The 26,797-nt window shown below is 43.8% G+C and carries 16 protein-coding genes; 12 read left to right on the top strand and 4 right to left on the bottom strand.

Going from position 1 to position 26,797, the window contains the following annotated elements:
- Positions 1 to 273 precede the first annotated feature (273 nt).
- The 4 genes from rsmF to L9Q39_RS07365 all read right to left on the bottom strand — a co-directional run bounded on the left by rsmF (position 274) and on the right by L9Q39_RS07365 (position 7,710).
- Complete coding sequence (gene rsmF / locus L9Q39_RS07380) at positions 274 to 1,752, bottom strand: 16S rRNA (cytosine(1407)-C(5))-methyltransferase RsmF (RefSeq protein ID WP_237484451.1); 1,479 nt, start codon at positions 1,750 to 1,752, stop codon at positions 274 to 276.
- Positions 1,753 to 1,976: 224 nt separating this feature from the next.
- The gene (locus tag L9Q39_RS07375) at positions 1,977 to 4,613 is read right to left on the bottom strand and encodes a PqiB family protein (protein ID WP_237484450.1); all 2,637 of its coding nucleotides are present in this window, start codon (positions 4,611 to 4,613) and stop codon (positions 1,977 to 1,979) included.
- Between the two features lie 5 nt (positions 4,614 to 4,618).
- Positions 4,619 to 5,872, bottom strand: coding sequence for a paraquat-inducible protein A (locus L9Q39_RS07370; RefSeq protein WP_237484449.1), 1,254 nt, complete (start codon positions 5,870 to 5,872; stop codon positions 4,619 to 4,621).
- Between the two features lie 41 nt (positions 5,873 to 5,913).
- A complete protein-coding gene (locus tag L9Q39_RS07365) occupies positions 5,914 to 7,710 on the bottom strand; it encodes an ABC transporter ATP-binding protein (RefSeq protein WP_237484448.1) in 1,797 nt (598 codons plus the stop codon).
- A gap of 213 nt (positions 7,711 to 7,923) precedes the next feature.
- Between L9Q39_RS07365 and L9Q39_RS07360 the strand changes: the two genes are divergently transcribed.
- The 12 genes from L9Q39_RS07360 (at position 7,924) to L9Q39_RS07305 (ending at position 26,793) form a co-directional block, all read left to right on the top strand.
- Positions 7,924 to 8,409, top strand: coding sequence for a GAF domain-containing protein (locus L9Q39_RS07360; protein ID WP_237484447.1), 486 nt, complete (start codon positions 7,924 to 7,926; stop codon positions 8,407 to 8,409).
- Positions 8,410 to 8,509: 100 nt separating this feature from the next.
- The gene (gene proQ, locus L9Q39_RS07355) at positions 8,510 to 9,142 is read left to right on the top strand and encodes an RNA chaperone ProQ (protein ID WP_237484446.1); all 633 of its coding nucleotides are present in this window, start codon (positions 8,510 to 8,512) and stop codon (positions 9,140 to 9,142) included.
- 17 nt (positions 9,143 to 9,159) lie between these two features.
- The gene (prc, locus tag L9Q39_RS07350; protein WP_237484445.1) at positions 9,160 to 11,157 is read left to right on the top strand and encodes a carboxy terminal-processing peptidase; all 1,998 of its coding nucleotides are present in this window, start codon (positions 9,160 to 9,162) and stop codon (positions 11,155 to 11,157) included.
- Positions 11,158 to 11,356: 199 nt separating this feature from the next.
- Positions 11,357 to 12,019, top strand: coding sequence for a hypothetical protein (locus L9Q39_RS07345; protein WP_237484444.1), 663 nt, complete (start codon positions 11,357 to 11,359; stop codon positions 12,017 to 12,019).
- A 149-nt stretch (positions 12,020 to 12,168) separates the two neighbouring features.
- Positions 12,169 to 14,775 carry an aminopeptidase N gene (gene pepN, locus L9Q39_RS07340; protein ID WP_237484443.1) on the top strand — a complete coding sequence of 869 codons (2,607 nt, stop codon included), beginning with the start codon at positions 12,169 to 12,171 and terminating at the stop codon, positions 14,773 to 14,775.
- Between the two features lie 69 nt (positions 14,776 to 14,844).
- Positions 14,845 to 15,063, top strand: coding sequence for a DUF2835 domain-containing protein (locus L9Q39_RS07335; protein ID WP_237484442.1), 219 nt, complete (start codon positions 14,845 to 14,847; stop codon positions 15,061 to 15,063).
- A gap of 162 nt (positions 15,064 to 15,225) precedes the next feature.
- Positions 15,226 to 20,061: an NAD-glutamate dehydrogenase gene (locus L9Q39_RS07330; protein ID WP_237484441.1), complete on the top strand. Its 4,836-nt coding sequence runs from the start codon at positions 15,226 to 15,228 to the stop codon at positions 20,059 to 20,061.
- 180 nt (positions 20,062 to 20,241) lie between these two features.
- Positions 20,242 to 21,252: a quinone-dependent dihydroorotate dehydrogenase gene (gene pyrD / locus L9Q39_RS07325; RefSeq protein ID WP_237484440.1), complete on the top strand. Its 1,011-nt coding sequence runs from the start codon at positions 20,242 to 20,244 to the stop codon at positions 21,250 to 21,252.
- Positions 21,253 to 21,419: 167 nt separating this feature from the next.
- The gene (locus tag L9Q39_RS07320) at positions 21,420 to 21,968 is read left to right on the top strand and encodes a cell division protein ZapC (RefSeq protein WP_237485529.1); all 549 of its coding nucleotides are present in this window, start codon (positions 21,420 to 21,422) and stop codon (positions 21,966 to 21,968) included.
- 549 nt (positions 21,969 to 22,517) lie between these two features.
- The gene (gene rlmKL / locus L9Q39_RS07315; protein ID WP_237484439.1) at positions 22,518 to 24,638 is read left to right on the top strand and encodes a bifunctional 23S rRNA (guanine(2069)-N(7))-methyltransferase RlmK/23S rRNA (guanine(2445)-N(2))-methyltransferase RlmL; all 2,121 of its coding nucleotides are present in this window, start codon (positions 22,518 to 22,520) and stop codon (positions 24,636 to 24,638) included.
- 3 nt (positions 24,639 to 24,641) lie between these two features.
- Positions 24,642 to 24,893, top strand: a complete 252-nt coding sequence (locus tag L9Q39_RS07310; RefSeq protein ID WP_237484438.1) for a glutaredoxin family protein — start codon at positions 24,642 to 24,644, stop codon at positions 24,891 to 24,893.
- The gene (locus L9Q39_RS07305) at positions 24,871 to 26,793 is read left to right on the top strand and encodes an ABC transporter ATP-binding protein (protein ID WP_237484437.1); all 1,923 of its coding nucleotides are present in this window, start codon (positions 24,871 to 24,873) and stop codon (positions 26,791 to 26,793) included. The genes L9Q39_RS07310 and L9Q39_RS07305 overlap by 23 nt, the downstream gene beginning before the upstream one ends.
- The last annotated feature ends 4 nt before the right edge of the window (positions 26,794 to 26,797 follow it).

Genomic DNA, 26,797 nt, shown 5'->3' with positions numbered 1-26,797 from the left:
GAGCTTTTGATGCAGAGTTTTTGTTGCCAGAGGCTTTGTTATCAGAGCTTTTTGTTACCAGATTTTAGCTGTGAAACTGCAGATAAAAAGAGGCCCAAAACTGATCCTGATTTGGGCCTAGGGGAATGGCTCTTAGAGAGCCTACGCTAACTTTGGAAATGAATGGCAATTTGTTCAATCGCTGTTTTCTGCAACACTTAAAGTGTAGTACATAACCAAAATAGTGCGATGTAAATCCCACTTTTCTCGAGTAACTTGTCCTATCTATTTAACTTAAAATAGATTTTTATCTCGTACTAATTCTCTTGGCAGCCCATTTTTGACTCGATTCCCGACCCATTTACCTAAGCCTATAATGAAGCCACGATAGCTGACGAGTACTTCACCTTTACCGCTATTTGTTGTTTGTGGATGGGTGGTTTCTGAGTGGATGATTTCTGGGCGGACATCTCGACCCATAAACCATTCTCTAGCATCAGCGGTCGTTAGTTCGACACTTTGTGGTACCTGATCACTAGCGAGTGCATCTGGGTTGCTTGCCAGTGCCGTGGCGACTTGATGCTGCCAGCGGTAGCCTTTTTTGTGTTGCTCTGCGATTTTAATGCCCATGCGTGAGAAACGGAATTCACCCAACATCGGTTCAAGTGCGGTTGGGAACAGCCAAATATCATTATCGCGTTGCCATAACTGACTTTCGACGGGCAGACTCAGCCCCAAAGTTTGTTGCAGCTGTGCGGCGATATCATCGGAGGCTTTATTAGACAGTTTTGCGAATGGAAACTTTCCGAGACGCTTTTTCACGCTTGGTGCAGGGACTGAGCTCAGTTTGCGAAACTTAGCAATGAAAAAACCTTCACTATCAAAAATTTGCGGAAATACATGCAAGAACCCTTGTTCTGTACAGGCTTTGTCTGCATCACTAAACAGTTGATTCAAAGGTAAGGCTTCAACGGCACCCGCAAAAGTGTCAAGGAGGTGCTGGGCGACATGTTGGTTTTCTTCCGGACTCAAAGCACAGGTGGAATAAACCAGTTCGCCGCCAATTTTAAGGGCGTGAAAGGCACTCTCGATCAGATCCTTTTGTGTTGCAGCGATCGCTTCGGTGGATGCCTTTGACCAGTTTTTAAGGGCGTCAACATCCTTACGAACCGTGCCTTCACCGGAGCAGGGGGCATCGAGCAAGATAGCGTCAAACTGTTCCGGAAGCCAACCACCGAAAACGCGAGCATCATAATTACTAATGGCGACATTTTTCACGCCACATCGTTCGACGTTGGCGTGCAGCACTTTGACTCGACTGGCAGCATACTCGTTGGCGACCAAGATACCTTCATTGTTCATACAGGCGGCAATCTGTGTGGTTTTAGAGCCAGGGGCGGCCGCCATGTCTAGAACCGCTTCAAAGTGATGCTGCGTTTGGTTAAAAAGTGCGGCTGGTGGCAGCATAGAACTGGCTTCTTGAATATAGAATAATCCGGCTAAGTGTTCGGCACTATTACCTAAAGGTACTTGAGATTCATCAGCATCGATCCAAAAACCTTCGTTACACCAAGGGATTGATGTCAGAGTCCAGCCATTCGACTCAGCTCTATGTTTAAAATCGGCAACAGAAACCTTAAGAGTATTGACGCGGATGCTTTTTCTTAACGGGCTTTGACACGCTTTAAGAAAATCTTCCATGTTCAGGTGTGATGGTAAAAAGGATTCAACGTGGTGAAGAAAGTCGTCTGGGAGATAAACGTTTGAATGCAAAATAGGACCCATATGGCGCGGATAATAGTGGATAGGGCTAATTATAACCCTAACTAACGATGGGTTGCAGTAGTAATACAAATTTAGTGTGTCACCTTACCTCGGCAAATTATAACCTTGGTAAACAATAACCTTGGTAAACTTAGCCCGATACAACTGAAGGGCGATAAAGCCTGACGTGCCTTTGTCGCTGATTGAACAGAGGCACATCGAGATTGTAAGGATTACGGAGCGGGAATGGCTGTGCGCCATTGTGTCCACTTAGGGTCACCTTGTGCGTTGAGATAAAAGGATTGCCCGGCTTTGGCTGCAGGTTGCAATTGGGTACCTTCAGGTGTTGAGAAAGTAATGCCGCCTCGCACAAGACTGTCAACGGTGCCAGCACGAATTTGAGCGCCTGACAGGCCAATATCGACGTTTAGTCCTGAGACATTCCAAAACACACTGTTGGCACGGACAAGATAAGCGTAACTTTTATCGATCACTATGCTGGTAATGACTCGGTCAGCGAAAGGACCGAGTTCGACCGTGGTAACCCGACCGACTTCAATATCACGGTAAAACACAGGAGTGCCGGGCTTAATTGAACCACGTTGTTCACTCTGTAAGGTAAATTCAGCCCCATTTTCTAATTTCTTAAAATCAAATAGCTTGAAGTCTTTGCTGCTGCTGCCGTTACCCGGTTCGACCGCGATATAGGGAGACACTAAGGCCGACAGATTTTTCACCCCATTTAGCCCTATCTGTGGATGAACAAGCCAAAAATAGCTGCCTTGTTTGGTAATTCTTTGCGCGTATTCGGGTAGGATTCGCGCAGTCACTTCGACACGTTGTTGTTCGAAGTCGGGTACGGTGAGCATGACTTCGCCAACCTTGATACCTTGGTATTGAATCGCCATGCCTTTGCGCACGGTCTGATCGGTTGTCGTTGTCGTCAGCGTGATGGATTGACCAAATTTTCTTGCGGAATCAAAATCGCGATACAGCTTCCATTGTTTACCGACTTTGTTTTCAATCCCTGTCAGGTTATCGAAAGCAATCCCACCGTCGATAAGCGTTTTAAGCGGCGCTGCTTTAACGCTAATGCCGGAAAGCGAGGCATCGACTTCGACACCAGAGCGGTTCCAAAACACGGCGTTGGACGTAACGAGGTGTTTGTAACGATTTTCGATATTGGCATTAATCAAGACGCCGCTATCCGTTAATTGATAATTCTTAACAATGCCGACCTGCAGGTTGCGATACAAGATAGGGCTATTTTCTTGCACTGGAGGTAATTCACTGGCTAACAGTGTGACACTCATCGAACCTAGACTATTACTTTTTGCTAGCTCTGCAAGCGATCGAGTTTGGAATAAAGGAAACTCGGCTCGGTCGGTTTTGCTGCCTTCACTGACAAAGCTAATGGAGCCGCTTAATAGCTGCTTTGCTGGCGGTACGGTGACATTGAGTCCGGATTTTGTTAACTCAGCCGTTGCGCTACCGGTCACAAAGAAGCGGTTTTGAGAGCGGATCAGATCCTTGTAGGCAATATCGACGGAGATATCTAACACCACTTGTTGTTCGAATAACTCAACATTAGTAATAGAGCCTACCTCGATCCCTTTGAACAGCACCTTACTGCCGGCTTCTAGACCGAATGAGTTATCTGAAATTAATCGAATAGCAATAGACTTAGCCTGCACGCGGTCAAGTTCGTCTTGTTTAATCGCAACAAAATCCCGCGCCTTTTCTCCTTGTCCCGGAACTAGGGTAAGAAAATTACCGGTGACAAGGTTGGATAGATTTTCGACTCCAGAGAGCGACACTTTGGCTTCTTCGAGCAGAAATAGCGTCCCTTGATTGAGCATATCGCTGAATGCGGGCTCAATAGAGGCAGAGGCGAGAATCGAGTCTCTTTCTTTATTTAGGGCGAGGTTATTTACCTGACCAATTTCAATGCCTCGGAACATGATCGGCGAACCGTTAGGCTTGACTTGGTTGTCATCTGGTAATGCAATCGTGATCGGGATACCGCGACCCGCAGTTTTTAGATTTGGATAGAGCTTAAATTCACTTCCCGCTTTGACGGGTTCGCCACCATCAGGGGAGTCGACAGCAATCGCCCCCGCCAAGATAGCACTTAAACTTTCGAGTCTGATATCAACGCCGTTAAAACCGACACTCGCCCCAATACCACTGACATTCCAAAAACGGCTTTGATTGGTGATGATGTGCTTGAACTCTTTTTGGATAGAGGCTTTGATGATGACTTGCTCGGCTTTATCATCAAGTTGGTAGCTGTACACTTTACCAACCGGAATTTTGCGATAAACGATCTTTGAACCAATAGAGACACCACCCAAATCTCGAGCGGTTAAGGTCACGGTAAGACCGTCATCGACAGCCAACTCGGACGGCACAGCGCTGAGTGCATGGAATTTTTTCACAGAATCATCTTGCTGGGTCGCTGGATAGATCGCGACATAATTGCCGCTCACGAGAGCATCAAGCCCCGAGATCCCTGATAGACTTGCGGAGGGTTTGACGAGCCAAAACTTGGTGTCCTCGCCAAGTAATTTCTCCGCTTCAGGGTAGATATCAGCCTCAACATAGATACTGCCGAGATCGTCAGATAGGTTAATATCACGCACCATACCGACTTCGAGACCTTGATAGCGAATCGTCGTGCGACCAGCGATCAGTCCCTGAGCATCTGAGAAAAATATCTGAACTCGCTGTCCAGAGTCATGCACTGCTTTGACCAATAGCCAGCCTGCTAACACCATGGTTAAGATGGGGATGATCCATAAAGGAGAAAGCTTGCGCTCTTTATGGATATTCGGTGCGTGTACAGTTTGTTGCTGATTGTCGTTACTCATTAAAACTACTTCTCAACGTTATCTGAATCATGGGAAACAAAGGGTTCGCTGTATCGCCAAAGCAAACGAGGGTCAAGGCTTTCTGCGGCAAACATCGTCAGAACGACCACCGCCCCAAAAGCCAAAGCGCCAAGACCCGGCGTAAAGTTAAGCACTTGGCCTCGGTCGACTAAGGTTAACATAATGGCGATAACAAACAGGTCGGTCATTGACCACTTACCAATCCATTTGATTGCTCGGTAAAGCTTTACGTCAGTTCGACTGCAGCCTTTTTGTTTAAATTGGATGCGTAATAGTAGGTATCCCAAGCCAAGAATTTTTGCAACCGGTACGATAATACTGGCGGTAAAAATGATGATGGCGATCCCTAACATATCGTTGGCGATTAAACCAGAGACACCGGAAAAGATGGTATCCTCTAGCCGTTGTCCATTGGTTATCAAGATAGAAATAGGGAGCAGGTTTGCAGGGATCAAGCATATGCTGGCAGAGATTAAGTAGGCCCAGGTTTTCTGCACTGAATTTGGCATACGATAGTGGAGTTTATGTCCACAACGAGTGCAGATCTCGGCATGCTGTTGCGAAAGATGGCAATGGTAACAGTGAACGGCATGTTGACCGGATTCAACGCTGTGCTCAGGCTGCCAAACTTCCCAGTAACGACGGACGTTAATGCGAGACAACAACAGAACAGTGACAACCTGTAAAATCACTAAACAATAGAGCCCCTTACCAATATAGATATCCGAGTAGTCCTGCAGCTTAAAACAAGAAATAGCCAAACTAAACAGAAATACATCGAGCATAACCCAGTGTTTGATTGGGTTTAGAATCGTCATAGACCACTTAAACAGCCGAGTTAAACGATAACGAATGGCGATATGGGCGGCGAAGATTGAGCTACACATCAAAATGGGGGCGAGTGTGTGACACAGGAAAGTCAATATGGCGAGGCTCAGATAGCCTTCTTGATATAAAGCAACAACGCTTTGCCACAAGGTTCCCTCAATTTTGACGCCAACCAAACGTATGGTAATAAAGTCAAAATACTGCGCAGGGATCAACAAGATTAAGCAAGTAATGGCGAGAGCAAGGTTACCATTGATACGTTTCGTTTGATTTTGGTGCTGATAGAGTTGCGAACCGCAACGGGGACAGTTGGCACTTTGACCCTCTTCAATCGGAACAATGTCGATCGCGAGATCACAACAGTGACAAAGACGGACCCCGTTTTTAGTTTCCAAGGCTAAATCAGTCATGCTCGCCTCTATAATGCAAGAGGCGAGTGAGGGAATTAAATCTAACTTGCTGACTGAATATTTCCATATAAGGTTTGGTAAAGCCCTTGTGTTTCAACGAGTTCATTGTGTGTCCCTGATTGCGAAACTTGGCCGTCTTCAAGCACATAAATCAAATCCGCTTGTTTCACTGCCGATAATCTATGCGCCACGATCAGGGTGGTGCGATTGTGTAAAAATTCGCTTAATGCTTTGTGCAACGCCGCCTCCGTCGCCGTATCTAGCGCTGAGGTAGCTTCATCAAGTATCACAAATTGTGGATCACTTAGAATCATACGCGCAATAGCAAGGCGCTGTCTTTGCCCACCAGATAAGCGAATTCCGTTGCGACCAATCTGAGTCTCTAATCCCTCAGTTAACTGATCCGTGACATCTTGAAGTTGAGCGACTTTAAGTGCATTCCAAATCGTAATGTTATCGTACGACTTACCCAGCGTCAGGTTATGTTTAAGCGAGTCATTAAACAGTATAGGTTGTTGTAAAACAACAGCAATTTTATTTCTGATTATTTCAAAGCCTATCTCATTGCTGTCACAACCATTAAACAAAAGTTTGCCCTGACTTTGTTGATAGACGCCAATCAGCAGTTGAATCAGGGTTGATTTTCCTCCGCCACTCGCACCAACAAGGGCGACTTTTTTGCCAGCAGGTATGGTGAGATTTAGGTTGTTGAGTACCTGTTTATCACCATCATAAGCAAATGAAACATTTTTTACCTCTACATCTACTTGTCGTTGCGATGAAAAAGGATTGACTTGGCTGATAGGGCGTGGCTCTTCTTCGAGATCGAGCAAGGTGTTGATACGACCTAACGCCGCCTTTGCGCTGTACCAAGAAAATTGGATGCCGAGTAGTTCTTGTACTGGACCGAGCATAAACCAAAGATAGCCAAAGACTGCGAAAATTTGACCGATGGTCAGGTCGCTAAACAGAACCATGACCATCGCGATAGCACGAAATAACTCAAAACCAATCAAAAATAGTAGAAAAGAGACTCGCCCAGCCGCTTCGGATTGCCACGCATATTTATCGGCATTGGCTCTCACATCGTTAGCTTGGGACTTTAACTGTTCAAGAAAGTCACGTTCGCGATTGGCAGCTCGAAGTTGATAGATACCGTCAAGGGTTTCAACCAAACGGTTTTGGAATATTTCAAACGCGTGGTTTTCTCGTCGTTTTAGGTGTTTAACCATGCCACCTAGTTTGCGCGAGAAGTAAACCACGATAGGGTTGACGAGCAAAATGAATAAACCCAGTCGCCACTCAAGCCATAACAAAACAATCGCAGTACCAATAACCGTTAATAGGCTGATAATGAATTTGCTTAAGGTCGAACCGATGAATTGATCGATGGTTTCGATGTCTGTGATCAAATGTGCATTGATACCGCCACTGCCGCGTGTTTCGTACTGCTTAATGCTGATACGACCGAGTTTGTCGATCATTTTGCAGCGCATTTGATAGGTGATCGTTTTAGACACAAGGGTAAATTGACGACCCTGCAAAATATTAAGTGCTTGGCTAGCAGTACGCATAAAGATGACCAATAACAGGGTCAACACGATGTAGCCAATGGGCGTTTGCCAGCCAGTAGGCAACAGATGATTCATGTAATCCAGCCCAGTGCCGGGTTGATTGAGCAACACTTCATCCACCATCAACGGCATCAAAAGTGGGATAGGAACACTGATTAATGTGGCGATAATAGCGATGATATTCGCCCCAATAAGACGAGGCTTGTGTTTTTTTGCTTGTGTTATCAACCACGAACGGCTAATAGTATCCTTTGAATTTGTCATTTTTATGAGAATAATTCCTATTTTTATTGTGCTGGCATTGTACGGAGTTACCCAGCTAAGCTCAATAGGGTCGATTTGAGTTAATCTGTATCAAATCCGACCTTTATATCTAAGTAAACTCAAAACTGCACTGACGGTAACTTGAATCGCTTAGCTTTCATTGTGTACGATGTTTCGCAGCGCTCAGCCTCAAAGAAGTATTACGGAAATTTAATGAACCTAGAAAATTATCAACGATTAACCCGCCAAGCGGTTGCACTTATTGAATCTGAATCGGATTTCATTGCGAACCTCTCTAATGTTAGTGCTTTGCTTAATATGGAACTAGACGACTTAAACTGGGTAGGCTTTTACTTGATGAAAGACGGGGAATTAGTCCTTGGTCCATTTCAGGGTAAGCCAGCATGCGTGCGAATTCCAGTTGGACGCGGAGTCTGTGGTACAGCGGTAGCGACCAACGAAGTTCAACGTATTGAGGATGTGCACGCTTTTGAAGGTCATATTGCTTGTGATGCAGCCAGTAATTCAGAACTAGTGATCCCGTTTACGGTGACTGGATTGACTGGTGATAACGTCACCGGCGTACTTGATATTGATAGTCCGTCATTGTCACGGTTTTCGGAAATTGACGAAATTGGTCTGAGCAACTTGATGAAATCGGTAGAAAAGGTGCTTAATTCCCATACAAACAGGGATTAAAATGGTATTTGCCTGTGGTTTTTCTATTGCAGGTCACTATAATACCAAGAATATTTTTCTAAACGCTCTGCGGAAAAAGCCGCATTAACCAGGAACCCACATGGAAAACACTGAGAAGTTGAAAAACAGCAAAGAAATTATCGCTTACATTGCTGAATGTTTCCCTAAATGCTTTACTGTAGAAGGTGAGGCAAAGCCATTAAAGATTGGTATCTTTCAAGATCTTGCCGAACGTCTGAAAGATGATGAGAAAGTCAGCAAGACTCAACTGCGTGCAGCGTTAAGACAGTACACTTCTTCTTGGCGTTATCTGCACGGTGTAAAAGCGGATGCGGTTCGTGTTGACCTTGATGGTAATGAATGTGGTGCTTTAGAAGCGGAACACGTTGAACACGCTCAAGCGACGCTAGCAGAAAGCAAAGCAAAAGTTGCTGCTCGCCGTAAGGAACAAGCGGCTAAAGCACGCGAAGAAGCGAAAGCGAAGAAGCCAAAAACAGCTAAGCCTCAAGCTCGCAAGCCACAAAACAGCGCTAAAAACACAGCTAAAGTAAACAAGCCGGTGGAAACGCGTGCACTGAATGCTGATGAAATGATCGTAGGCAAGCAGGTAAACGTAAACATGGGTAAAGGCAACATGGCTGCGACCATTGTTGAAATCAATAAGGAAGATGTGCGCGTTCAGCTAGTAAATGGCCTTCAAATGGTTGTTAAAGCGGAGCACCTGCGCGCATAAAGGAGACTTTCCTACGCATGAAGTGCCGTTCAAAAGTATCATTAGTAGCTGCTAGCCTTTGGCTAGCAGCCTTTTCTGCTCAAGCTCTCGATGCCAAATATCAAAAGAGTGATATTCCCAAATTGGCTCCAGAAACTCAGCATGAAACCGCCAGTAAGCGAGTGACCTCTCGTTTTACTCGATCCCACTATAAACACTTCACTCTTGATGACGAGTTTTCAAAAGCGATTTTCAATCGTTATGTTGAAATGCTCGACTACAATCGAAACGTTTTCACCCAAGCCGATATCGATAGCTTTGCCCCTTGGTCAGTTCAACTGGATGACCAACTAAAAGCAGGTAACAACCAGATTGCGTTTGATGTTTACAATCTGTCGATGCAGAAGCGTTACGATCGTTTTGTCTATGCATTGTCATTACTTGATAAAGAAATGAAGTTTAATATCGATGAATCAATAACGATTGACCGTTCAGAAAGCCCTTGGGCGAAGAATCAAGCGGAACTTGATGAGTTATGGCGAAAGCGAGTTAAGTATGATGCTTTGAACTTGAAACTTGCTGGCAAAGATTGGGAAGAGATCAAAACAACACTGAGCAAACGCTATAACAATGCCATTAAGCGTTTGATGCAATCTCACAACGAAGATGCTTTCCAAGTGTATATGAATGCGTTCGCTCGTGAAGTTGATCCACATACCAGTTATCTATCACCAAGAAATGCGGAGCAGTTCCAATCTGAGATGAACTTGTCTCTGGAAGGGATTGGTGCCGTACTTCAGTTGACTGACGACTATACCGTAATTCGCTCTCTCGTAACCGGAGGTCCGGCTTCTAAGAGTAATGAATTAGGGGAAGGTGACAAGATCATCGGTGTTGGTCAAGACGGCGAAGATATCGTCGATGTGATTGGCTGGCGTTTAGATGATGTTGTTCAGTTAATTAAGGGACCGAAAGGGACCAAAGTGAAACTGGAAGTGCTCTCTGAAGGCAAAGATGCCCAAGCTCGCGTGGTGGAAATTGTTCGAGATAAGATCCGTCTTGAAGATCGAGCCGTCAAATCTGAAGTCATTGAGAAAGATGGCAAGAAGATAGGCGTACTTGAGGTACCAAGTTTCTACGTTGGTTTGTCGAAAGAGACCGAGAAGCTGATTGCTGAACTTAAGCAGCAAAAAGTAGATGGTATTATCGTTGATCTGCGAAACAACGGCGGTGGTGCATTGACAGAAGCCAATGCCTTGTCTGGTTTGTTTATCGAGAGTGGTCCAATTGTTCAGGTTCGTGATAGCTATGGCAGAGTCAACGTCAACAGTGATACCGGCGGTGAAATTAGCTATGACGGTCCGATGACGGTGTTAATCAACCGCTATAGTGCCTCGGCATCGGAAATTTTTGCAGCGGCGATGCAAGACTATGGTCGTGCCATTATCTTAGGTGAAAACTCCTTTGGTAAAGGTACGGTACAGCAGCATCGTTCATTGAATCATATCTATGATCTTTTCGATAAAGAGCTGGGTTATGTGCAATACACTATTCAGAAGTTCTATCGCATTGACGGTGGTAGCACTCAGAACAAAGGTGTTGTACCAGATATTCCATACCCAACTCCTATTGCCGCATCGGAAACTGGTGAAAGCGTCGAAGACAATGCGCTTCCTTGGGATCAAATTGATAGAGCCGATTACAAGGTGTTACGCCGTAACGATGATTTAATTGCTGCATTGAACAGCAAGCATGCACAGCGTATTAAGTCTGACATGGAATTTGGTTTTATTGAGCAAGATATCAAGAGATATGCTTCCGAAAAGAATGACCAAACGATTTCACTTAATTTAGCGACTCGACAGGCGCAAAGTGATAAAACGGAACAACTTAACCTAGAGCGTGTTAACGCGAGACAAAAAGCACTAGGTAAAGAAGTATTTAAAACCGTTGACGATATTCCAAAAGACTATGAGCAGCCAGATCCCTACTTAGATGAGTCTGTTGCCATTATGCTAGACATGCTAAACAGCTAAACATTGAAATAATCACTCAACGAAAAGCGAGCCTAGGCTCGCTTTTATTTTAATTTGTACATGACATTTGTATGAATCTGCAGCCTTTTATGCCTCAAATTCGATACATCTCCTCATTGATAGTTTGATGTAGATCAAAAAATTTCGCTTTTCATCATGATGACTCCTAAGCTTAAAAAAAACACAAAGGAGCGCGTGTATGAAATGGCTAGCCATGTTAATCATTTTTTGTTCGTTTTCTGTCGTTTCGAGCCCAAGTCGAGATAACAATGACCTGACTCATTTCGATCAACCCTTTCTATTGGGGGATTGGTATTTGGTCAATCCTGAGCCGGACAATGAAACCGACTCTTTTTTAGCCATTAAGCTGTCTCTTGAATCAAATTACACATTTTCAATCGATATTCAAAAATCGGACTATAGTGTCGAACATTGGAGTGGGTTGTTTTCGGCGAATGAAGAGACACTGATTCTTGGACTTAACAGTGAAGATCCGCAAATTTACGACTATCAAAGCAACCATAACAAACTGAATTTAAATGGTGTGTTGTTTACTAAGGCATTATCAAATGGTCTAGCAGGTATTTGGTCGTCGGTAACCGTATCGGGTGACGATAAACAAGCCAAGATCATTAACCAAATGGATCTCATTCTTCAGCCTGATTTTGTATTCACATTCCGAGTTCGTTCCGATGCAGGGGATGAAGCGATTCATAGTGGCGTCTATTACACCGAGGATGACCACTTAGTGCTGCTTTATCAAAATGGTGAGCATGATACGACGTATACGTTGACTGAGGATGAACTGACATTGGAAGTTGAGGATGGTGATATGTTTGCTGTGCTAAACCGGATCCGGTGAAGAGTTAATCGACTTTGGTATAGACATTAAGCGCCAATGACAATTGGTGCTTTTTTTTGCTAACAATTCTGCAAACAACTGGCACTTAAGTATATAATCCGAATGTTAAGAGCCTATCGGCTCCATCAGAATATTATAAGGACTAAAGGATGACAGAGTCAGCACCTCAAGCCAAATACCGTAAAGATTATCAATCTCCTACGCATACCATCACAGATGTAAACTTAACCTTCGATCTCAACCCAGAACGTACTCGTGTAACAGCAATCTCTCAAGTTGAACAACTTAGCGATCAGACCGAGCTAGAACTGGATGGCGAAGGTATCGAATTGGTATCCGTCACCGTTAATGGTGTCGCTTGGCAAGATTATCAGCAAACTGAAAGTGGCTTAACGCTTTCTAATCTGCCACAAAAATTTGAACTGGTGATAGAAAATGATATCGCACCAGCAAAGAATACTGCACTTGAAGGTTTATACATTTCAGACGGGGCGTACTGCACCCAATGCGAAGCGGAAGGTTTCCGTCGTATTACCTATTTCCTCGATCGACCTGATGTTTTGGCGACTTATTTCACTAAGGTGATTGCTGATAAAGCAGAGTTTCCTTATCTATTGAGCAACGGTAATAAGGTTGAGCATGGTGATCTTGACGATGGTAAACATTTCGTTTCTTGGCAAGATCCTCATCCAAAACCCAGTTACCTCTTCGCATTGGTGGCGGGTGATTTTGATGTACTCAAAGATAAATACGTCACTCAATCTGGTCGCAATGTCGCTTTGGAAATATTTGTCGACAAAGGCAACCTTGAACGCGCACATCATGCGATGACGTCATTAGTCAATTCAATGAAATGGGATGAAGAGCGCTTTGGTCTTGAGTACGATCTCGATATTTATATGATTGTCGCCGTTGATTTCTTCAACATGGGTGCAATGGAAAATAAAGGTTTAAATGTCTTTAATTCAAAATTTGTATTAGCCAATGAACAAACGGCAACAGATACGGATTACCTTGGAATTGAAGCCGTCATTGGTCACGAGTATTTTCACAACTGGACAGGTAACCGAGTTACCTGTCGCGACTGGTTCCAATTGAGCCTTAAAGAAGGTTTGACGGTATTCCGCGATCAAGAATTCTCGTCGGATTTGGGCTCAAGAGCGGTTAACCGTATTAACAATGTTCGCATCATCAGAGGTCCTCAATTTGCCGAAGATGCAAGCCCGATGTCGCACCCAATTCGTCCGGAAAAAGTGATAGAAATGAATAACTTCTATACTTTAACCGTGTATGAGAAGGGCAGTGAAGTGATCCGAATGATGCACACTTTGCTGGGCGAATCAAAGTTCCAAGCGGGTATGAAGCTTTACTTTGAACGCCATGATGGTACTGCTGCGACTTGTGAAGATTTTGTTGCCGCAATGGAAGATGCGTCGGGTGTCGATTTGTCACAATTTAGACTTTGGTATAGCCAGTCGGGTACGCCAACGGTGACAGTGACTGACCGTTATGATCAAGACAATCAGACCTATACTTTATCGGTTTCACAGAGCACGGCGTCGACTCAAGATCAGTCTGAGAAACAACCTCTGCATATTCCGTTCGATATTGAGCTTTATGCCGCAGATGGTCAAGCTATTGAGTTACGCTGTAACGGTTCAAAAGTGGCGAATGTTCTCGACATAACTCAAGCGAATCAAGAGTTTGTCTTTGACAATGTGAGCGAAAAGCCGGTCCCATCAATGTTAAGAGAATTCTCTGCACCAGTGAAACTTAACTTCGAGTACAGTGATGAGCAGTTAGCTTTCTTGATGGTGCATGCTCAAAATGAGTTTGCCAAATGGGATGCGGGTCAGATGCTATTGGCTAAGTACATCAAGTCAAATGTTGTTGCGCTGTCTAAAGGGGACAAAGTTCATTTACCGGAGATGGTCATTGATGCTTTCCGTGGTGTATTACTGGATAGTGAATTAGAGCCTGCGTTTATTGCCGAAGCGCTATCGCTACCCAGCTTCAATGAAGTGAGCGGTTGGTATGAAACTGTTGACGTGGATGCCGTTTGCGATGTGATCAAAGGTATAAAGTTGATTTTAGCGGAAGCACTGCAAGATGAATTGTCCGCAATGTACCATATGCTAAAGCAAGCGGAATACAGTGTAGAACATGAGGCGATTGGCAAACGTTCGCTGAGAAATCTATGTCTACAATATTTGGTACATTTGGCACCGTTCAGTGGGCTAGCGGTTGAGCAGTATCAAACGGCGAACAATATGACCGATACCATGGCGGCAATGAGCGCGGTTAACTCGGCATCGTTGAAACAGCGTCAGGCAATTATGAATGATTACAGTGACAAGTGGTCTCATGACGGTTTGGTGATGGATAAGTGGTTTGCACTACAAGGAACCAATCCTGCCGATGATGCGTTGGATAATCTAAAAGCTTGTATGCAACATAAAGCGTTCAGCTTAAGCAATCCAAATCGTACCCGCAGTCTAGTTGGTTCATTCTTGAATATGAACCCGAAACGTTTTCATGACAAGTCGGGGAGTGGCTATCAATTTGCTGGGGAAATTTTGGCACAATTGAATGAGTCGAACCCTCAAGTTGCGTCGCGTTTGATTGACCCGCTATTGAAGTTCAAGAAATACGACCAAGAGCGTCAATCTCTTATCCGTACTGAGTTAGAAAAACTTCAACAGCTCGACAATCTTGCTAAAGATCTATTTGAGAAAGTCAGTAAAGCGCTGAATTAATCGGTATAAATAGCACAGGCGATACTAACTGATGAGATCGCCTGTGCTAGTTTCAGTGATGAGTTCATAATGAATAGTTATTTTTTTAACCTCAACATTCCTTATCAAACCTATTTGTCGCATTACTCTGGTCAGGCTTCCAGTATTGTGGTTCATACTGATCAAGGACTTAGGCTGCAACTGCCGGCAAGTCGCTTTAGACCATTTGTGACACAATTGGGTCTTAAAGGACGTTTTCGATTGGTGACTGACGCAAATAACAAGTTTATAAAACTAGAGTCACTATAAACTACGATATTTAATATAAATCAAAGCATTAGTCACACAACCCAACTTCTGCATGTGCTAACCTCCAATTAAAAGTTAACGACTTGGCAATAAAACTTTTACAATATAAGTAAATCGTAAGTTTCGTTGCCAAAATGATAATAATAAAGCTGGAGCGTTTTTATGACCACACGCGAACCTGTAGTACCAGTCCTACTTGAGAAAGTCTATCAACTGATTGCGGATAAATTTGAAGACCAACAGCAGGTCAACATTACCCACCTTGCTCAACACCTTTTTAGTAATGTTTCTGAAGATGATCTGCTTCAGCGTAATGAATCTGATCTTTATGGTGCGATCGTCAGTCTTTGGCATCATCTCAACGACACCTCTCAACAAAGTATCTCCGTGCGAGTGTTTAACCCAACCGTCAAACGCAATGGTTGGCAGTCAACCCATACTGTTGTCGAGATTTCGGTGACGGATTCGCCGTTTTTGGTGGATTCGGTAAAAATGGCATTAAGCCGTTTAGAGTTGACTTGTCATTTAATGATCCACGGTCCGACTCAGATAGAACGAGACGAAGCAGGGCAGATCTTAGCCATTAACCAATCAACGGGAGGATTACAATCTGTCTTCCATATTGAAGTTGATCGCATGAGTGACAAGCATGAGATGGCAGCGTTAAAGCAAGAGCTAGAGTCGATCTTTAATGATGCCGCCATGGTGGTCGATGCATGGCAACCGATGGCAAAAAAATTACAGCAAATTACCGATGAGCTCGTGACTAATCAATCACAGTTGCCAGTCGATACTGCTCATTTAGATGAGACCATCGCTTTTCTTAAATGGTTAGGAAAGCACAACTTTACCTTTATGGGTTACAAAGAGTTTGATCTTGTTGGCAAACAAGATGATTTCATTCTCGCTCCCACAGATGAATCAGGGTTAGGACTGTTTGCTGACAAGGAGAGAGTCAGAGCGGTGAAGCTAACCGAGTTTTCTGATTCTGCTCGCTTAGAAGCTCAGAAACCGTACTTACTGATCCTTACTAAAGGCAATAAGGCGAGTAAAATCCATAGACCGGCGTATACCGACTATATCGGTATCAAAAAATTCGACAGTAAAGGTAAGGTGATAGGCGAGCATAGATTTACCGGTCTTTATACCTCTGCGGTATACAACCAAAGTGTTGCCACTATCCCGCTGATTGGCGATAAAGTTGAACGTATCTTACAAGCGAGTGGTTATCGCCAAGGCTCATACTCCTATAAAGCGCTAAGAAACATACTTGAAAACTACCCAAGAGACGAACTGCTTCAAGCCACTGAACAAGAGTTGCTGGAAGTGGGCACGGGAGTAGTGCAAATGCAGGACAGGGATTTGATCCGTCTGTTTGTGCGCAAAGATCCTTTTGGTCGCTTCTTTAGTTGCATGGTTTACGTGAGTAAAGATCGTTATAACACCCAGCTGAGAAAAGACACGCAACGGATCCTGAAAAGTTATTTTGGTTGTGATCAACAAGTTGAATTTACAACTTATTTCTCTGAGAGTCCGCTCGCCAGAACGCACTATATCGTTAGAGTGGATAACAACAATTTGGACGTAGATGTGAAAGCGATAGAAAGAAACCTAATGGAGGTCTCGGCATCTTGGGATGACCGTTTAACGGAATCGATCGTTGCGCATTTTGGCGAGAGTTTAGGTCTACCTTTGGCTAAAACCTATGCTCACGCTTTTCCACGCTCTTACAAAGAAGATACGTTGGCTGCAACAGCGGTATCAGACATTGAACATTTACAGCAACTTGATCAAGACAACAAGCTCGGCATGTTGTTTTATCGACCACAAGAACTGGCTTCGGATTCAAAGCGTGTACGACTAAAACTCTACCATCGGGATGAACCGATCCACCTGTCGGATGTGATGCCGATGCTGGAAAATCTTGGTCTACGAGTCATTGGCGAGTCGCCGTATGAAATTATTAAATCTGATGGAAATACCTATTGGATTCTAGATTTTTCAATGCTTCATAAAAGCGATCAAAGTGTTGATCTTCAAGCCGCTAGTGAGCGTTTTCAATCAGCATTTGCCGATATTTGGGCAGGAAGATTGGAGAGCGATGGCTTTAACCGCTTGGTTTTGTCTGCTGCGTTAACTGGGAGAGAGGTCTCTATCTTAAGAGCTTATGCCCGTTATATGCGACAAGTAGGATTCCCATTCAGTCAGCACTATATCGAAGATACCTTTGACCATTATCCCGAGTTAGCAAAAGACATTATTACTCTGTTTGAGAAACGTTTTAAGCCAAGCCTGAAAGGCAGCAGTAAAGGTCAGGCTCGCACTATTGAAAAGATCAATCAACAGTTAGATCAAGTAGAAAGCTTAGATGATGATCGAATCATTCGTCGCTATATCGAGATGATCACTGCCACTTTACGCACCAACTACTACCAAAAAGATGCTGATGGTGAAGCAAAAGCTTGGCTGTCGCTAAAGTTACAACCTAATAGCATCACGGATATTCCGGCGCCTGTTCCAGCTTACGAGATTTTTGTCTACTCGCCAGATATAGAGGGTGTCCACTTAAGAGGCGGAAAAGTGGCGCGTGGTGGATTGCGTTGGTCTGACAGACAAGAAGACTTCCGTACGGAAATACTTGGCTTGGTGAAAGCGCAACAGGTTAAGAATACAGTCATTGTGCCAGTAGGGGCAAAAGGAGGATTCGTTTGTAAACATCAACCCTTGATGACCTCAAGAGAGCAGATTTTTGCTGAGGGTCAGCGTTGCTACCGGATGTTTATTCGCGGATTGCTGGATGTTTCAGACAATATTATTGATGGTCAGGTTGTCGTTCCGCAGCAACTCGTGCGACATGATGACGATGATCCTTACTTGGTGGTTGCAGCAGACAAAGGAACCGCCACATTTTCAGATCTTGCTAACTCGGTTTCCCAAGAGTACAACTTTTGGCTAGGTGACGCATTTGCCTCCGGTGGTTCTAATGGTTATGACCACAAGGCGATGGGGATTACGGCTAAAGGTGGTTGGGAATCGGTTAAACGTCATTTTAGAGAACTCGGTATAGATTGCCAAAGTGAAGAGTTCACTGCGATAGGAATCGGTGATATGGCGGGGGACGTGTTTGGCAATGGCATGCTCCTATCTAAGCACACGCGACTAGTCGCAGCGTTTAACCACTTACATATTTTTATTGATCCCAATCCGCAGGCGGATAAAAGTTGGATCGAACGTAAGCGTCTCTTTGATCTTCCGGGTTCCTCATGGCTCGACTACGAGAGCGCTTTGATCTCCCAAGGAGGCGGGATTTTCTCTAGACGATCTAAATCCATTGATCTGTCTCCTGAAATTCAAAAGCTGGTAGGAACAAGAAAATCGGCGGTAACCCCCAACGAATTGATCCAAATGCTACTCAGATCGCCAGTAGATTTACTTTGGAATGGTGGTATTGGCACCTATGTTAAATCCATTAATGAAACTCATACTGATGTGGGCGACAGAGCCAATGATGTCGTCAGAATCGATGGTGTAGAGTTACAGGCGAAAGTGGTCGGTGAAGGCGGAAACTTAGGTATGACCCAACTCGGTCGTATTGAATTTGCGCTCAATGGTGGTCGAGTGAATACCGACTTTGTTGATAACGTTGGCGGGGTGGATTGCTCCGACAATGAAGTCAATATTAAGATTTTACTTAATAGTATTGTCGCTTCGGGTGATCTGACGGTTAAGCAGCGCAATAAGATCTTGGACTCGATGGAAGATGAAGTCGCTGAGATTGTGTTGGATGATGCTTACTGTCAGTCTGAATCTATTTCAGTCACAGATTATCAAGGCGTTGGTCTAGTGAAAGAACAAATTCGCTTTATCCATACGCTTGAAAAGTTAGGCTACTTAGATCGTGGTTTGGAAAACATACCAACCGATGAAGAACTGCTCGAGAGGGAAAAGCAGGGCGTCGGACTGACAAGACCGGAACTTTCTGTCTTGGTCGCATATGGAAAAATGGTGTTAAAGCAAGAGCTCGTTCATGACGACATAAGCACGGAATCCTACCATCAGCAGCAATTGTACAAATACTTCCCAACTGAGTTACAACGTAACTATTTGGCAAATATGCTGCAACATCCGTTGCAAGCTGAAATTATTGCTACTCAACTAGCCAATCAGATGGTCAATGAGATGGGGTGCAATTTTGTGCACCGTTTACAAGAAGAGACTGGGGCGAGCATTATCGATATTGCCAATGCTTATGCCGCATCTCGAGCGATATTCAGCTTTGACAGTATTTTTAAGCAAATTCGAGATATGGATAATAGCGCATCGGCACCAGCGCAGTATGAAGTGTTGTCCCATGTACGTCGCACCATGCGGAGAATGTCGAGATGGATGCTACGAAACCACCCGGGTACTCAATCTGTTGATCATTTGATTGATCGCTATAAAGATCAGCTTCAATTGATCGATCAAATGTTAGATCAATGTTTGGTGGAACAAGAGGTAGAGGAGTATCGTCAATTAGCGAAAAACTGGGTTGAGCAGGGTATCGAAGAGGAAACAGCAATATACGTTGCTCGATTGTCGAGTTTGCTGTCTGCGGGTGATATCGTCGAAATTGCCCTGCAAGTGGGAAGTAGTGTTGAGTTAGCCTCAAAAGCCTATTTTACTCTTGGTCACCAGCTATCACTGCATTGGTTCTTGCAACAGATAAATAACCAAGTTGTCGATAATAACTGGCAAGCTCTAGCACGAGCAGCCTTTAGAGAGGACTTAGATTGGCAACAGAGGCAGTTAACCGTTCAGGTGCTTAATTGCCAATGTGATAGAGAATCGCTTGATGTGACGGCGTCACTTAATCAATGGTCTGATTCTAATCGAGTCAGTTTGCAGCGTTGGGAAAATATTCTCAACGAGTTCAAAGTAGGGAATGTGCATGAGTTTGCCAAGTTCTCGGTCGCTTTGAGGGAATTGAGTTTGTTAAATCTAAATTGTGCGAAATAGTCATGCTGTTAAATAACAGTTAAAACAAAACGATAGCTAGCTGCTTAATCATGGTGACGTTGTCACTAAAATTGACAGCTAGCGGCTGAAATGATTAATAAAATCATTTGATGATTGCATATTATTGCATTTGCTAAGATAATATCGCCCCGTTTACACGGGTTTTCTATCGGAGGCACAATGCTTTACCGTCTTGCCAGAACTGGCTTTTTCCAACTTGATGCCGAAAAGGCTCATGATCTTGCTATTCAAAACTTTAAGCGCTTCAACGGAACACCGTTTGACCTCGCTTACCGTCAACAACTCCCACATCGCCCAGTTGAGTGTATGGGGCTTACTTTTAAGAATCCTGTCGGCCTTGCTGCTGGTTTGGATAAAAACGGCGAATGTATTGAGGCCTTTGGTGCTATGGGTTTTGGCTTCATTGAAGTTGGAACGGTTACGCCACGTCCACAACCAGGTAACGATAAACCACGCCTATTTCGCTTAGTTCAAGCCGAAGGTATCATTAACCGTATGGGTTTCAACAACGATGGTGTTGATAACTTGGTAGAAAACGTTAAGAAAGCAAAGTATGACGGCATTCTGGGTATCAATATCGGCAAAAACAAAGATACACCAATAGAGAAAGGGGCTGAAGACTACCTTATCTGTATGGAAAAAGTGTATGAGCATGCAGGTTATATCGCAGTCAACATCTCCTCACCAAATACGCCAGGGTTACGTTCTTTACAGTACGGTGAAGCGCTTGACGAGTTGCTTGCGGAACTGAAACAGAAACAAGCAGAACTTGAGCAAAAACACGGTAAGTATGTACCGCTTGCGTTGAAAATCGCTCCTGATCTAAGTGATGACGAGATTAAACAAATCTGTGACTCGTTAATTAAAAATAGTATCGACGGCGTTATTGCAACCAATACGACGCTTGATCGCTCTATTGTTGAGGGAATGAAGTTTGCTAATGAGGCCGGTGGTCTAAGTGGCCGTCCAGTGCAATTACGAAGCACTGAAGTTGTTAAGCTGCTTAGCGAAAACCTACAAGGTAAATTACCTATTATCGGGGTAGGTGGCGTTGACTCTTATGTTTCAGCGAAAGAAAAATTAATGGCTGGTGCTTCATTGGTTCAAGTATATTCTGGTTTTATTTACCACGGACCAAAACTTGTAAAAGACATAGTTAAAAATTTATAAACTCGCAAGTTTCTGTGATTAAAAATTTTATATCTAAAAAAAGGGAAAGTAATTTCCCTTTTTTTTTATTCAATCGTTTGTAAGAATTAATTTGGCTGAATCAAATAGGGTCATTTATCTATTTGTTCATGAGTCGATCAATTAATCATTTATTTTAACGAGATGGAATTATGCTTAAACCCAGTGATACATGGATTTGGTATATGGATGAGAGTGAAGATGCTCTTATGCTGGATTTGGGAGACGATATGGTCTTCAAAACCAACCTTTCTCGTAAATTACTGGTTGAATGTGCCCTTGGTGAAAACAACTTCACCGTTGACGATGCGTCATCCTTCCAAATATTTAAAGACCAGATTGACCATTTAGACCTTTCTGAGCCTCGACAAGCAGAGCTCACTTTGTATTGTGTTGCCGCTAAGCGCTTTCACAAGCCCGTACAGCCTAAAAGTTGGTTCTTTGACCATCAAGGTCAAGGTCACGAACCGCAAGAAGGTGAGCTTGTAAGCTTGGTTAATGGCTACTCAAATGGCCATTTCATTGTGCTAGAAGTCGGTGAGAGCGCCAGTTTATGTGTCAGTGTCGATCTTGATGGGTTTCAGCTTAATCCATCAAAAGTGGTCGGCTTTGGTCAAAGCATTAAGGTGATGCACGATCGTATGGCATCAGCCTCACATCATATTGAATTACAACAGCCTATAGCCTTAGTGGGTTAGGGTAAATAGAGAGGGTAAACCTCTAAGAAAAAGCAGTGACAAACCAATAATAATTAATCTCGTAGTCATTTTCATCGGCCAATAGGCCGATTTTTTTTGCCTGTTATTTAGCCTGTTACCATTCAGAACCGTCGTTGCCATAGCAAAGTGCACTCTCATAGAGACTGTTCGCCGCGATTTTTCGTTACCTTAATGGCAGACTCCTCTCATTTTTGGATATTTTTTCAATCTCAATAGTCACTTCCATTGTCGTAAATGCGTCCATTTATTCCTCCTTTTGCTGTTTTTGTAATTAACTTTCATGATAAATAGGGTGCTGGTATAGACCAATATTGATGTAAATAAGTATTCACTATCATTCTGTAGCCCATTGCTTTGTCGTTGCCAGGTAGGGAGTCTTGAAATGGCGTGTAACTAAGTAATAAACGTCAATATGACTAAACCTTGTACAAACAGAGCCAACATTGGCGAACTATCCTCAGGTTTATTTAGAGAGTTAGCCGTTTGTCAGGTATACTTGACGTCATTTTTACTAGCTAGATGAACAATATGAACCAATATCTTGCCGTCACTTCCAATGGGTTAGAAAACCTGCTTGCTCAAGAGTTAGAGCAGTTGGGTATGACATCCGTCAAGCCTGTGCAAGCTGGCGTTAAATTTAAAGCGACCAAAGAGCTGATCTACCGCGCTTGCCTGTGGAGTCGATACGCTTCTCGTTTTGTGCGTATCTTGGCGGAGTTTACTTGTCAGGATGATATGGATTTGTATTTGGCAGCTTCCGCCGTTAATTGGGCGAATCATTTTCATAGCAGTAAGAACTTTATTGTTGATTTTAATGGTACTAACCGTGAAATCCGTAACAGCCAATACGGGGCGATGAAGGTCAAAGACGCCATCGTCGATAGCTTTAACAAGAAAGGTCAGCCACGCCCTAATATCAGCAAAGAGAACGCCGATGTTAGAGTGCATGTACGTCTACACCGTGACAAAGCACTATTAGGTCTTGATATGGTGGGCACTGGTCTTCATCAGCGTGGCTATCGAACCGCTGCTGGTAAAGCACCGCTGCGTGAAACACTAGCCGCAGCCATTATCTCGCGCAGTGGATGGGACAAAGAACAGAACTTACTTGATCCTATGTGTGGTTCAGGCACTTTACTGATTGAAGCGGCTTTGATTGCAGCCAATATGGCTCCCGGTGTAAAGCGTCAGTCATGGTGTTTTGAGTCTTTAGAAGACTTTGAGCCAGAGCTATGGGCTGAGATAAAATCGGAAGCTAATGTACAGGCTAGACGTGGTGTCAAAAAAGTTGACGCTCGTTTTTGGGGCTTTGATAATGACCCTAGAGTCATTCAAACGGCGCGAGAGAATGCGCGTCGTGCCGGTGTTGAAGAGTTAATTACTTTTGAAGTGGGCGATGCCTCAAAAGTGATAAAACCTGATACGTTTGGTCAGGGTGTTATCGTCTGTAACCCTCCATACGGCGAACGTTTAGGGACAGAGCCAGGTTTAATCGCTCTATATACAGAGTTCGGTGAGCAGTTAAAGAGCCAGTTTGGTGGCTGCAAGGCGTCGATTTTCTCAAGTTCTGATGATTTATTGAGTTGTTTACGCATGCGTGCTGAGAAGCAATTCAAGCTCAACAATGGCGCGTTACCGTGTCACCAAAAAAACTATTCAATATCTGAGCGTAGTGGTGATGCTTCTCAAACAAATGAGCAACCACTTATTGCCCCAGACTTTGCGAATAGATTAAAGAAAAATATAGCGAAAATTACAAAGTGGGCAAAACGCGAGCAATTAGATTGCTACCGTATCTACGATGCCGACTTACCAGAATATAACGTTGCGATTGATATTTATCTGGACCATTTAGTGATTCAAGAATATTCAGCGCCTAAAGATATTCCAGAAGAGAAAGCCAAGCGTCGATTAACTGATATTATTCGCGCTTCAATTCAAGTGACTGGCATCGACACGAATAATGTGGTTCTGAAAGTCAGAGAAAAGAAAAAAGGCACCAGTCAATATAATAAATTGGCGAGTAAGTCTTCTACATTCTCGGTGAATGAATATGGTGTCAAACTACGGGTTAATTTACATGATTACCTAGACACTGGGTTATTTTTAGACCACAAAATCACGCGCCGAAAATTAGGTGAAATGGCACAGGGCAAAGATTTCTTGAATCTGTTCGCTTACACCGGTTCGGCAACTGTACACGCTGCGGTTGGTGGCGCTAAGTCTACAACGACGGTCGATATGTCAAATACCTACCTAGAGTGGGCTAAAGACAATATGAAATTGAATGGTCAAGTAGGGCGTCAGCATCAGTTTGTTCAAGAAGATTGTTTAAAATGGCTTGAGAATGCCAAAGGCAGCTATGACCTGATCTTTATTGACCCACCAACGTTTTCTAACTCTAAGCGTATGAGTCAGACTTTTGATGTCCAGCGCGATCACATTCAGTTAATTACTCATCTCAAGCGTCTGTTGAATCAGAAAGGAACGATAGTGTTCTCCAACAACAAACGCCACTTTAAGATGGATGCGGAAGCACTGGCAGAGTTGAATCTCAATGCGGAAAATATTTCTGCTAAAACGCTGCCTATGGATTTCAGTCGCAATAAGCAGATCCATAACTGCTGGTTAATCACTCATAAAGACTGATTGATGAGTAAACTACTTACTTTATATAGTACGCAAGGCTGCCATCTCTGTGAGATGGCGCTAGAGTTGGTGGCGCAAATCGGTTTATCGGATGCAACTCAAGTGGTTGATATTGCATTTGATGATACGCTATTTGAGCGTTACGGCGTCACTATACCTGTATTAAAAGTCGAACAGGCTGAACTCAACTGGCCTTTCGACCTTACCTCGTTAACACAATGGTTATCTGATAATGGCATTACTTACCATACATAATGGGCAATTGGCTTTTGGCGATCATCCTTTACTCGACAAAGCCGATTTTGCACTGCAAGAAAATGAAAGAGTGTGTTTAGTGGGTCGCAATGGTGCTGGCAAATCAACCTTAATGAAGGTGTTAGCTGGCAATATCATTATGGACGATGGCAAATTGCAGATTACGCAAGATGTCGTTGTATCGCGCCTAGAACAAGACCCGCCTCGTGATCAACAGGGCTCTGTTGCAGATTATGTGGCTGAAGGGCTTGCTGAGATTGGTGAGCAGCTAAAGACTTATCATGCTCAATTGGATTTGGTTGCGACTGATCCGAGTGAATCTAACATCAATCGCTTAGCAAAAATACAAGAGAACCTCGAAGTATCAGGGGCATGGCGCTTTGAAGACCGTGTGAAAAATATTCTAGCGGCACTGAAGCTTGATGGTAATACTTTACTCACCGACCTTTCGGGTGGTTGGCAGCGTAAAGCAGCGCTTGCTCGCGCCTTAGTGTGTGATCCTGATGTGTTGTTGTTGGATGAGCCAACCAACCATTTGGATGTTGCGACCATTGAGTGGCTGGAAACATTTCTGAAAGACTTCCGTGGTTCAATTATTTTTATTTCTCACGACCGTGCATTTATTCGTTCTATGGCAACGCGTATTGTCGATCTCGACCGTGGTCAGTTGGTTTCGTTCCCGGGTAATTATGAGACCTATTTGATAGAGAAAGAAGAGGCGTTACGTGTTGAAGAGATGCAAAATGCCGAGTTCGACAAGAAGTTAGCGCAAGAGGAAGTCTGGATTCGTCAAGGTATCAAAGCACGTCGTACTCGTAATGAAGGGCGCGTTAGAGCTCTGAAAAAGCTTCGTGAAGAGAGACAGGGTCGTCGCGAGGTTCAAGGCAAAGTGAACTTGCAACTCGATGACACCTCACGTTCTGGAAAAATTGTTTTTGAGACAAATGATTTGTCTTACACAATAGACGGTAAAAATATTGTTTCTAAGTTCAATGCTACCATTCAGCGCGGAGACCGTATTGCACTGATCGGTCCTAATGGATGTGGTAAAAGTACCCTTATTAAGCTGTTGCTTGAGGAACTCAAACCAACAGAAGGAAGTATCAAGTGTGGTACCAAGCTTGATGTTGCTTACTTCGACCAATATCGAGAGGCTCTTGACCCTGAAAAGAGTGTTATCGATAACCTAGCGGATGGTAAGCAAGAGGTGATGGTCGGTGGCAGACAGCGTCACGCCTTGAGCTACTTGCAAGACTTTCTATTTGCACCAAAACGAGCACGCACACCCGTTAAAGCACTATCTGGTGGTGAGAAGAACCGTTTGTTGTTAGCTCGACTATTTTTAAAGTCTAACAATCTGTTGGTTCTCGATGAGCCAACCAATGATTTGGATATAGAGACCCTTGAGCTTTTAGAAGAATTGTTGGCGACATACCAAGGAACTCTGCTATTAGTGAGTCACGATCGTCAGTTTGTTGATAATACTGTGACCACAAGCTGGATTTTTGAAGGGAATGGCGTGATAGAAGAGTTCGTTGGCGGTTATCATGATGCGCAACAACAACGTGCACAAGTCATGGAAGCACGACAAGCTATGCTCGCGGATGTCCCGGCAGCTAAAAAGACCGAGTCTTCACAAAAGCTGGCACAGAGTGTGAACTCTAAACCTAAAAAGCTGTCGTATAAGCTGCAAAGAGAACTTGAGGCTTTGCCTGCTCTGTTAGAGCAATTGGAACAAGACATTGAAGATTTGCAGCAAGCCGTGAATCACCCTGATTTTTTTGCTAAATCGACGCAAGAAACTCAGCCAATTTTAGAACAGTTATCTGCAAAAGAGCAGGAACTCGACGTTGCTTTTGAGCGCTGGGAAGAGCTCGAAGCGATGCAACAGGAAAGTTAATTTA

It is taken from the genome of Vibrio hippocampi (genome assembly GCF_921292975.1).
Taxonomy (GTDB): Bacteria; Pseudomonadota; Gammaproteobacteria; order Enterobacterales; family Vibrionaceae; genus Vibrio; species Vibrio hippocampi.
The sequence above is the reverse complement of the archived record's forward strand: the minus strand, read 5'-3'. Positions and strand labels throughout refer to the sequence as shown.

Excerpts from the sequence above, each read along its gene's own strand:
- L9Q39_RS07345 (WP_237484444.1), top strand. The coding sequence starts at position 11,357 with ATGAAATGGCTAGCCATGTTAATCATTTTTTGTTCGTTTTCTGTCGTT.
- L9Q39_RS07375 (WP_237484450.1), bottom strand. The coding sequence starts at position 4,613 with ATGAGTAACGACAATCAGCAACAAACTGTACACGCACCGAATATCCAT.
- L9Q39_RS07305 (WP_237484437.1), top strand. The coding sequence starts at position 24,871 with ATGGCATTACTTACCATACATAATGGGCAATTGGCTTTTGGCGATCAT.
- proQ (WP_237484446.1), top strand. The coding sequence starts at position 8,510 with ATGGAAAACACTGAGAAGTTGAAAAACAGCAAAGAAATTATCGCTTAC.
- L9Q39_RS07360 (WP_237484447.1), top strand. The coding sequence starts at position 7,924 with ATGAACCTAGAAAATTATCAACGATTAACCCGCCAAGCGGTTGCACTT.
- L9Q39_RS07370 (WP_237484449.1), bottom strand. The coding sequence starts at position 5,872 with ATGACTGATTTAGCCTTGGAAACTAAAAACGGGGTCCGTCTTTGTCAC.
- pyrD (WP_237484440.1), top strand. The coding sequence starts at position 20,242 with ATGCTTTACCGTCTTGCCAGAACTGGCTTTTTCCAACTTGATGCCGAA.
- L9Q39_RS07365 (WP_237484448.1), bottom strand. The coding sequence starts at position 7,710 with ATGACAAATTCAAAGGATACTATTAGCCGTTCGTGGTTGATAACACAA.
- L9Q39_RS07330 (WP_237484441.1), top strand. The coding sequence starts at position 15,226 with ATGACCACACGCGAACCTGTAGTACCAGTCCTACTTGAGAAAGTCTAT.
- L9Q39_RS07335 (WP_237484442.1), top strand. The coding sequence starts at position 14,845 with ATGAATAGTTATTTTTTTAACCTCAACATTCCTTATCAAACCTATTTG.
- prc (WP_237484445.1), top strand. The coding sequence starts at position 9,160 with ATGAAGTGCCGTTCAAAAGTATCATTAGTAGCTGCTAGCCTTTGGCTA.
- rlmKL (WP_237484439.1), top strand. The coding sequence starts at position 22,518 with ATGAACCAATATCTTGCCGTCACTTCCAATGGGTTAGAAAACCTGCTT.
- L9Q39_RS07310 (WP_237484438.1), top strand. The coding sequence starts at position 24,642 with ATGAGTAAACTACTTACTTTATATAGTACGCAAGGCTGCCATCTCTGT.
- pepN (WP_237484443.1), top strand. The coding sequence starts at position 12,169 with ATGACAGAGTCAGCACCTCAAGCCAAATACCGTAAAGATTATCAATCT.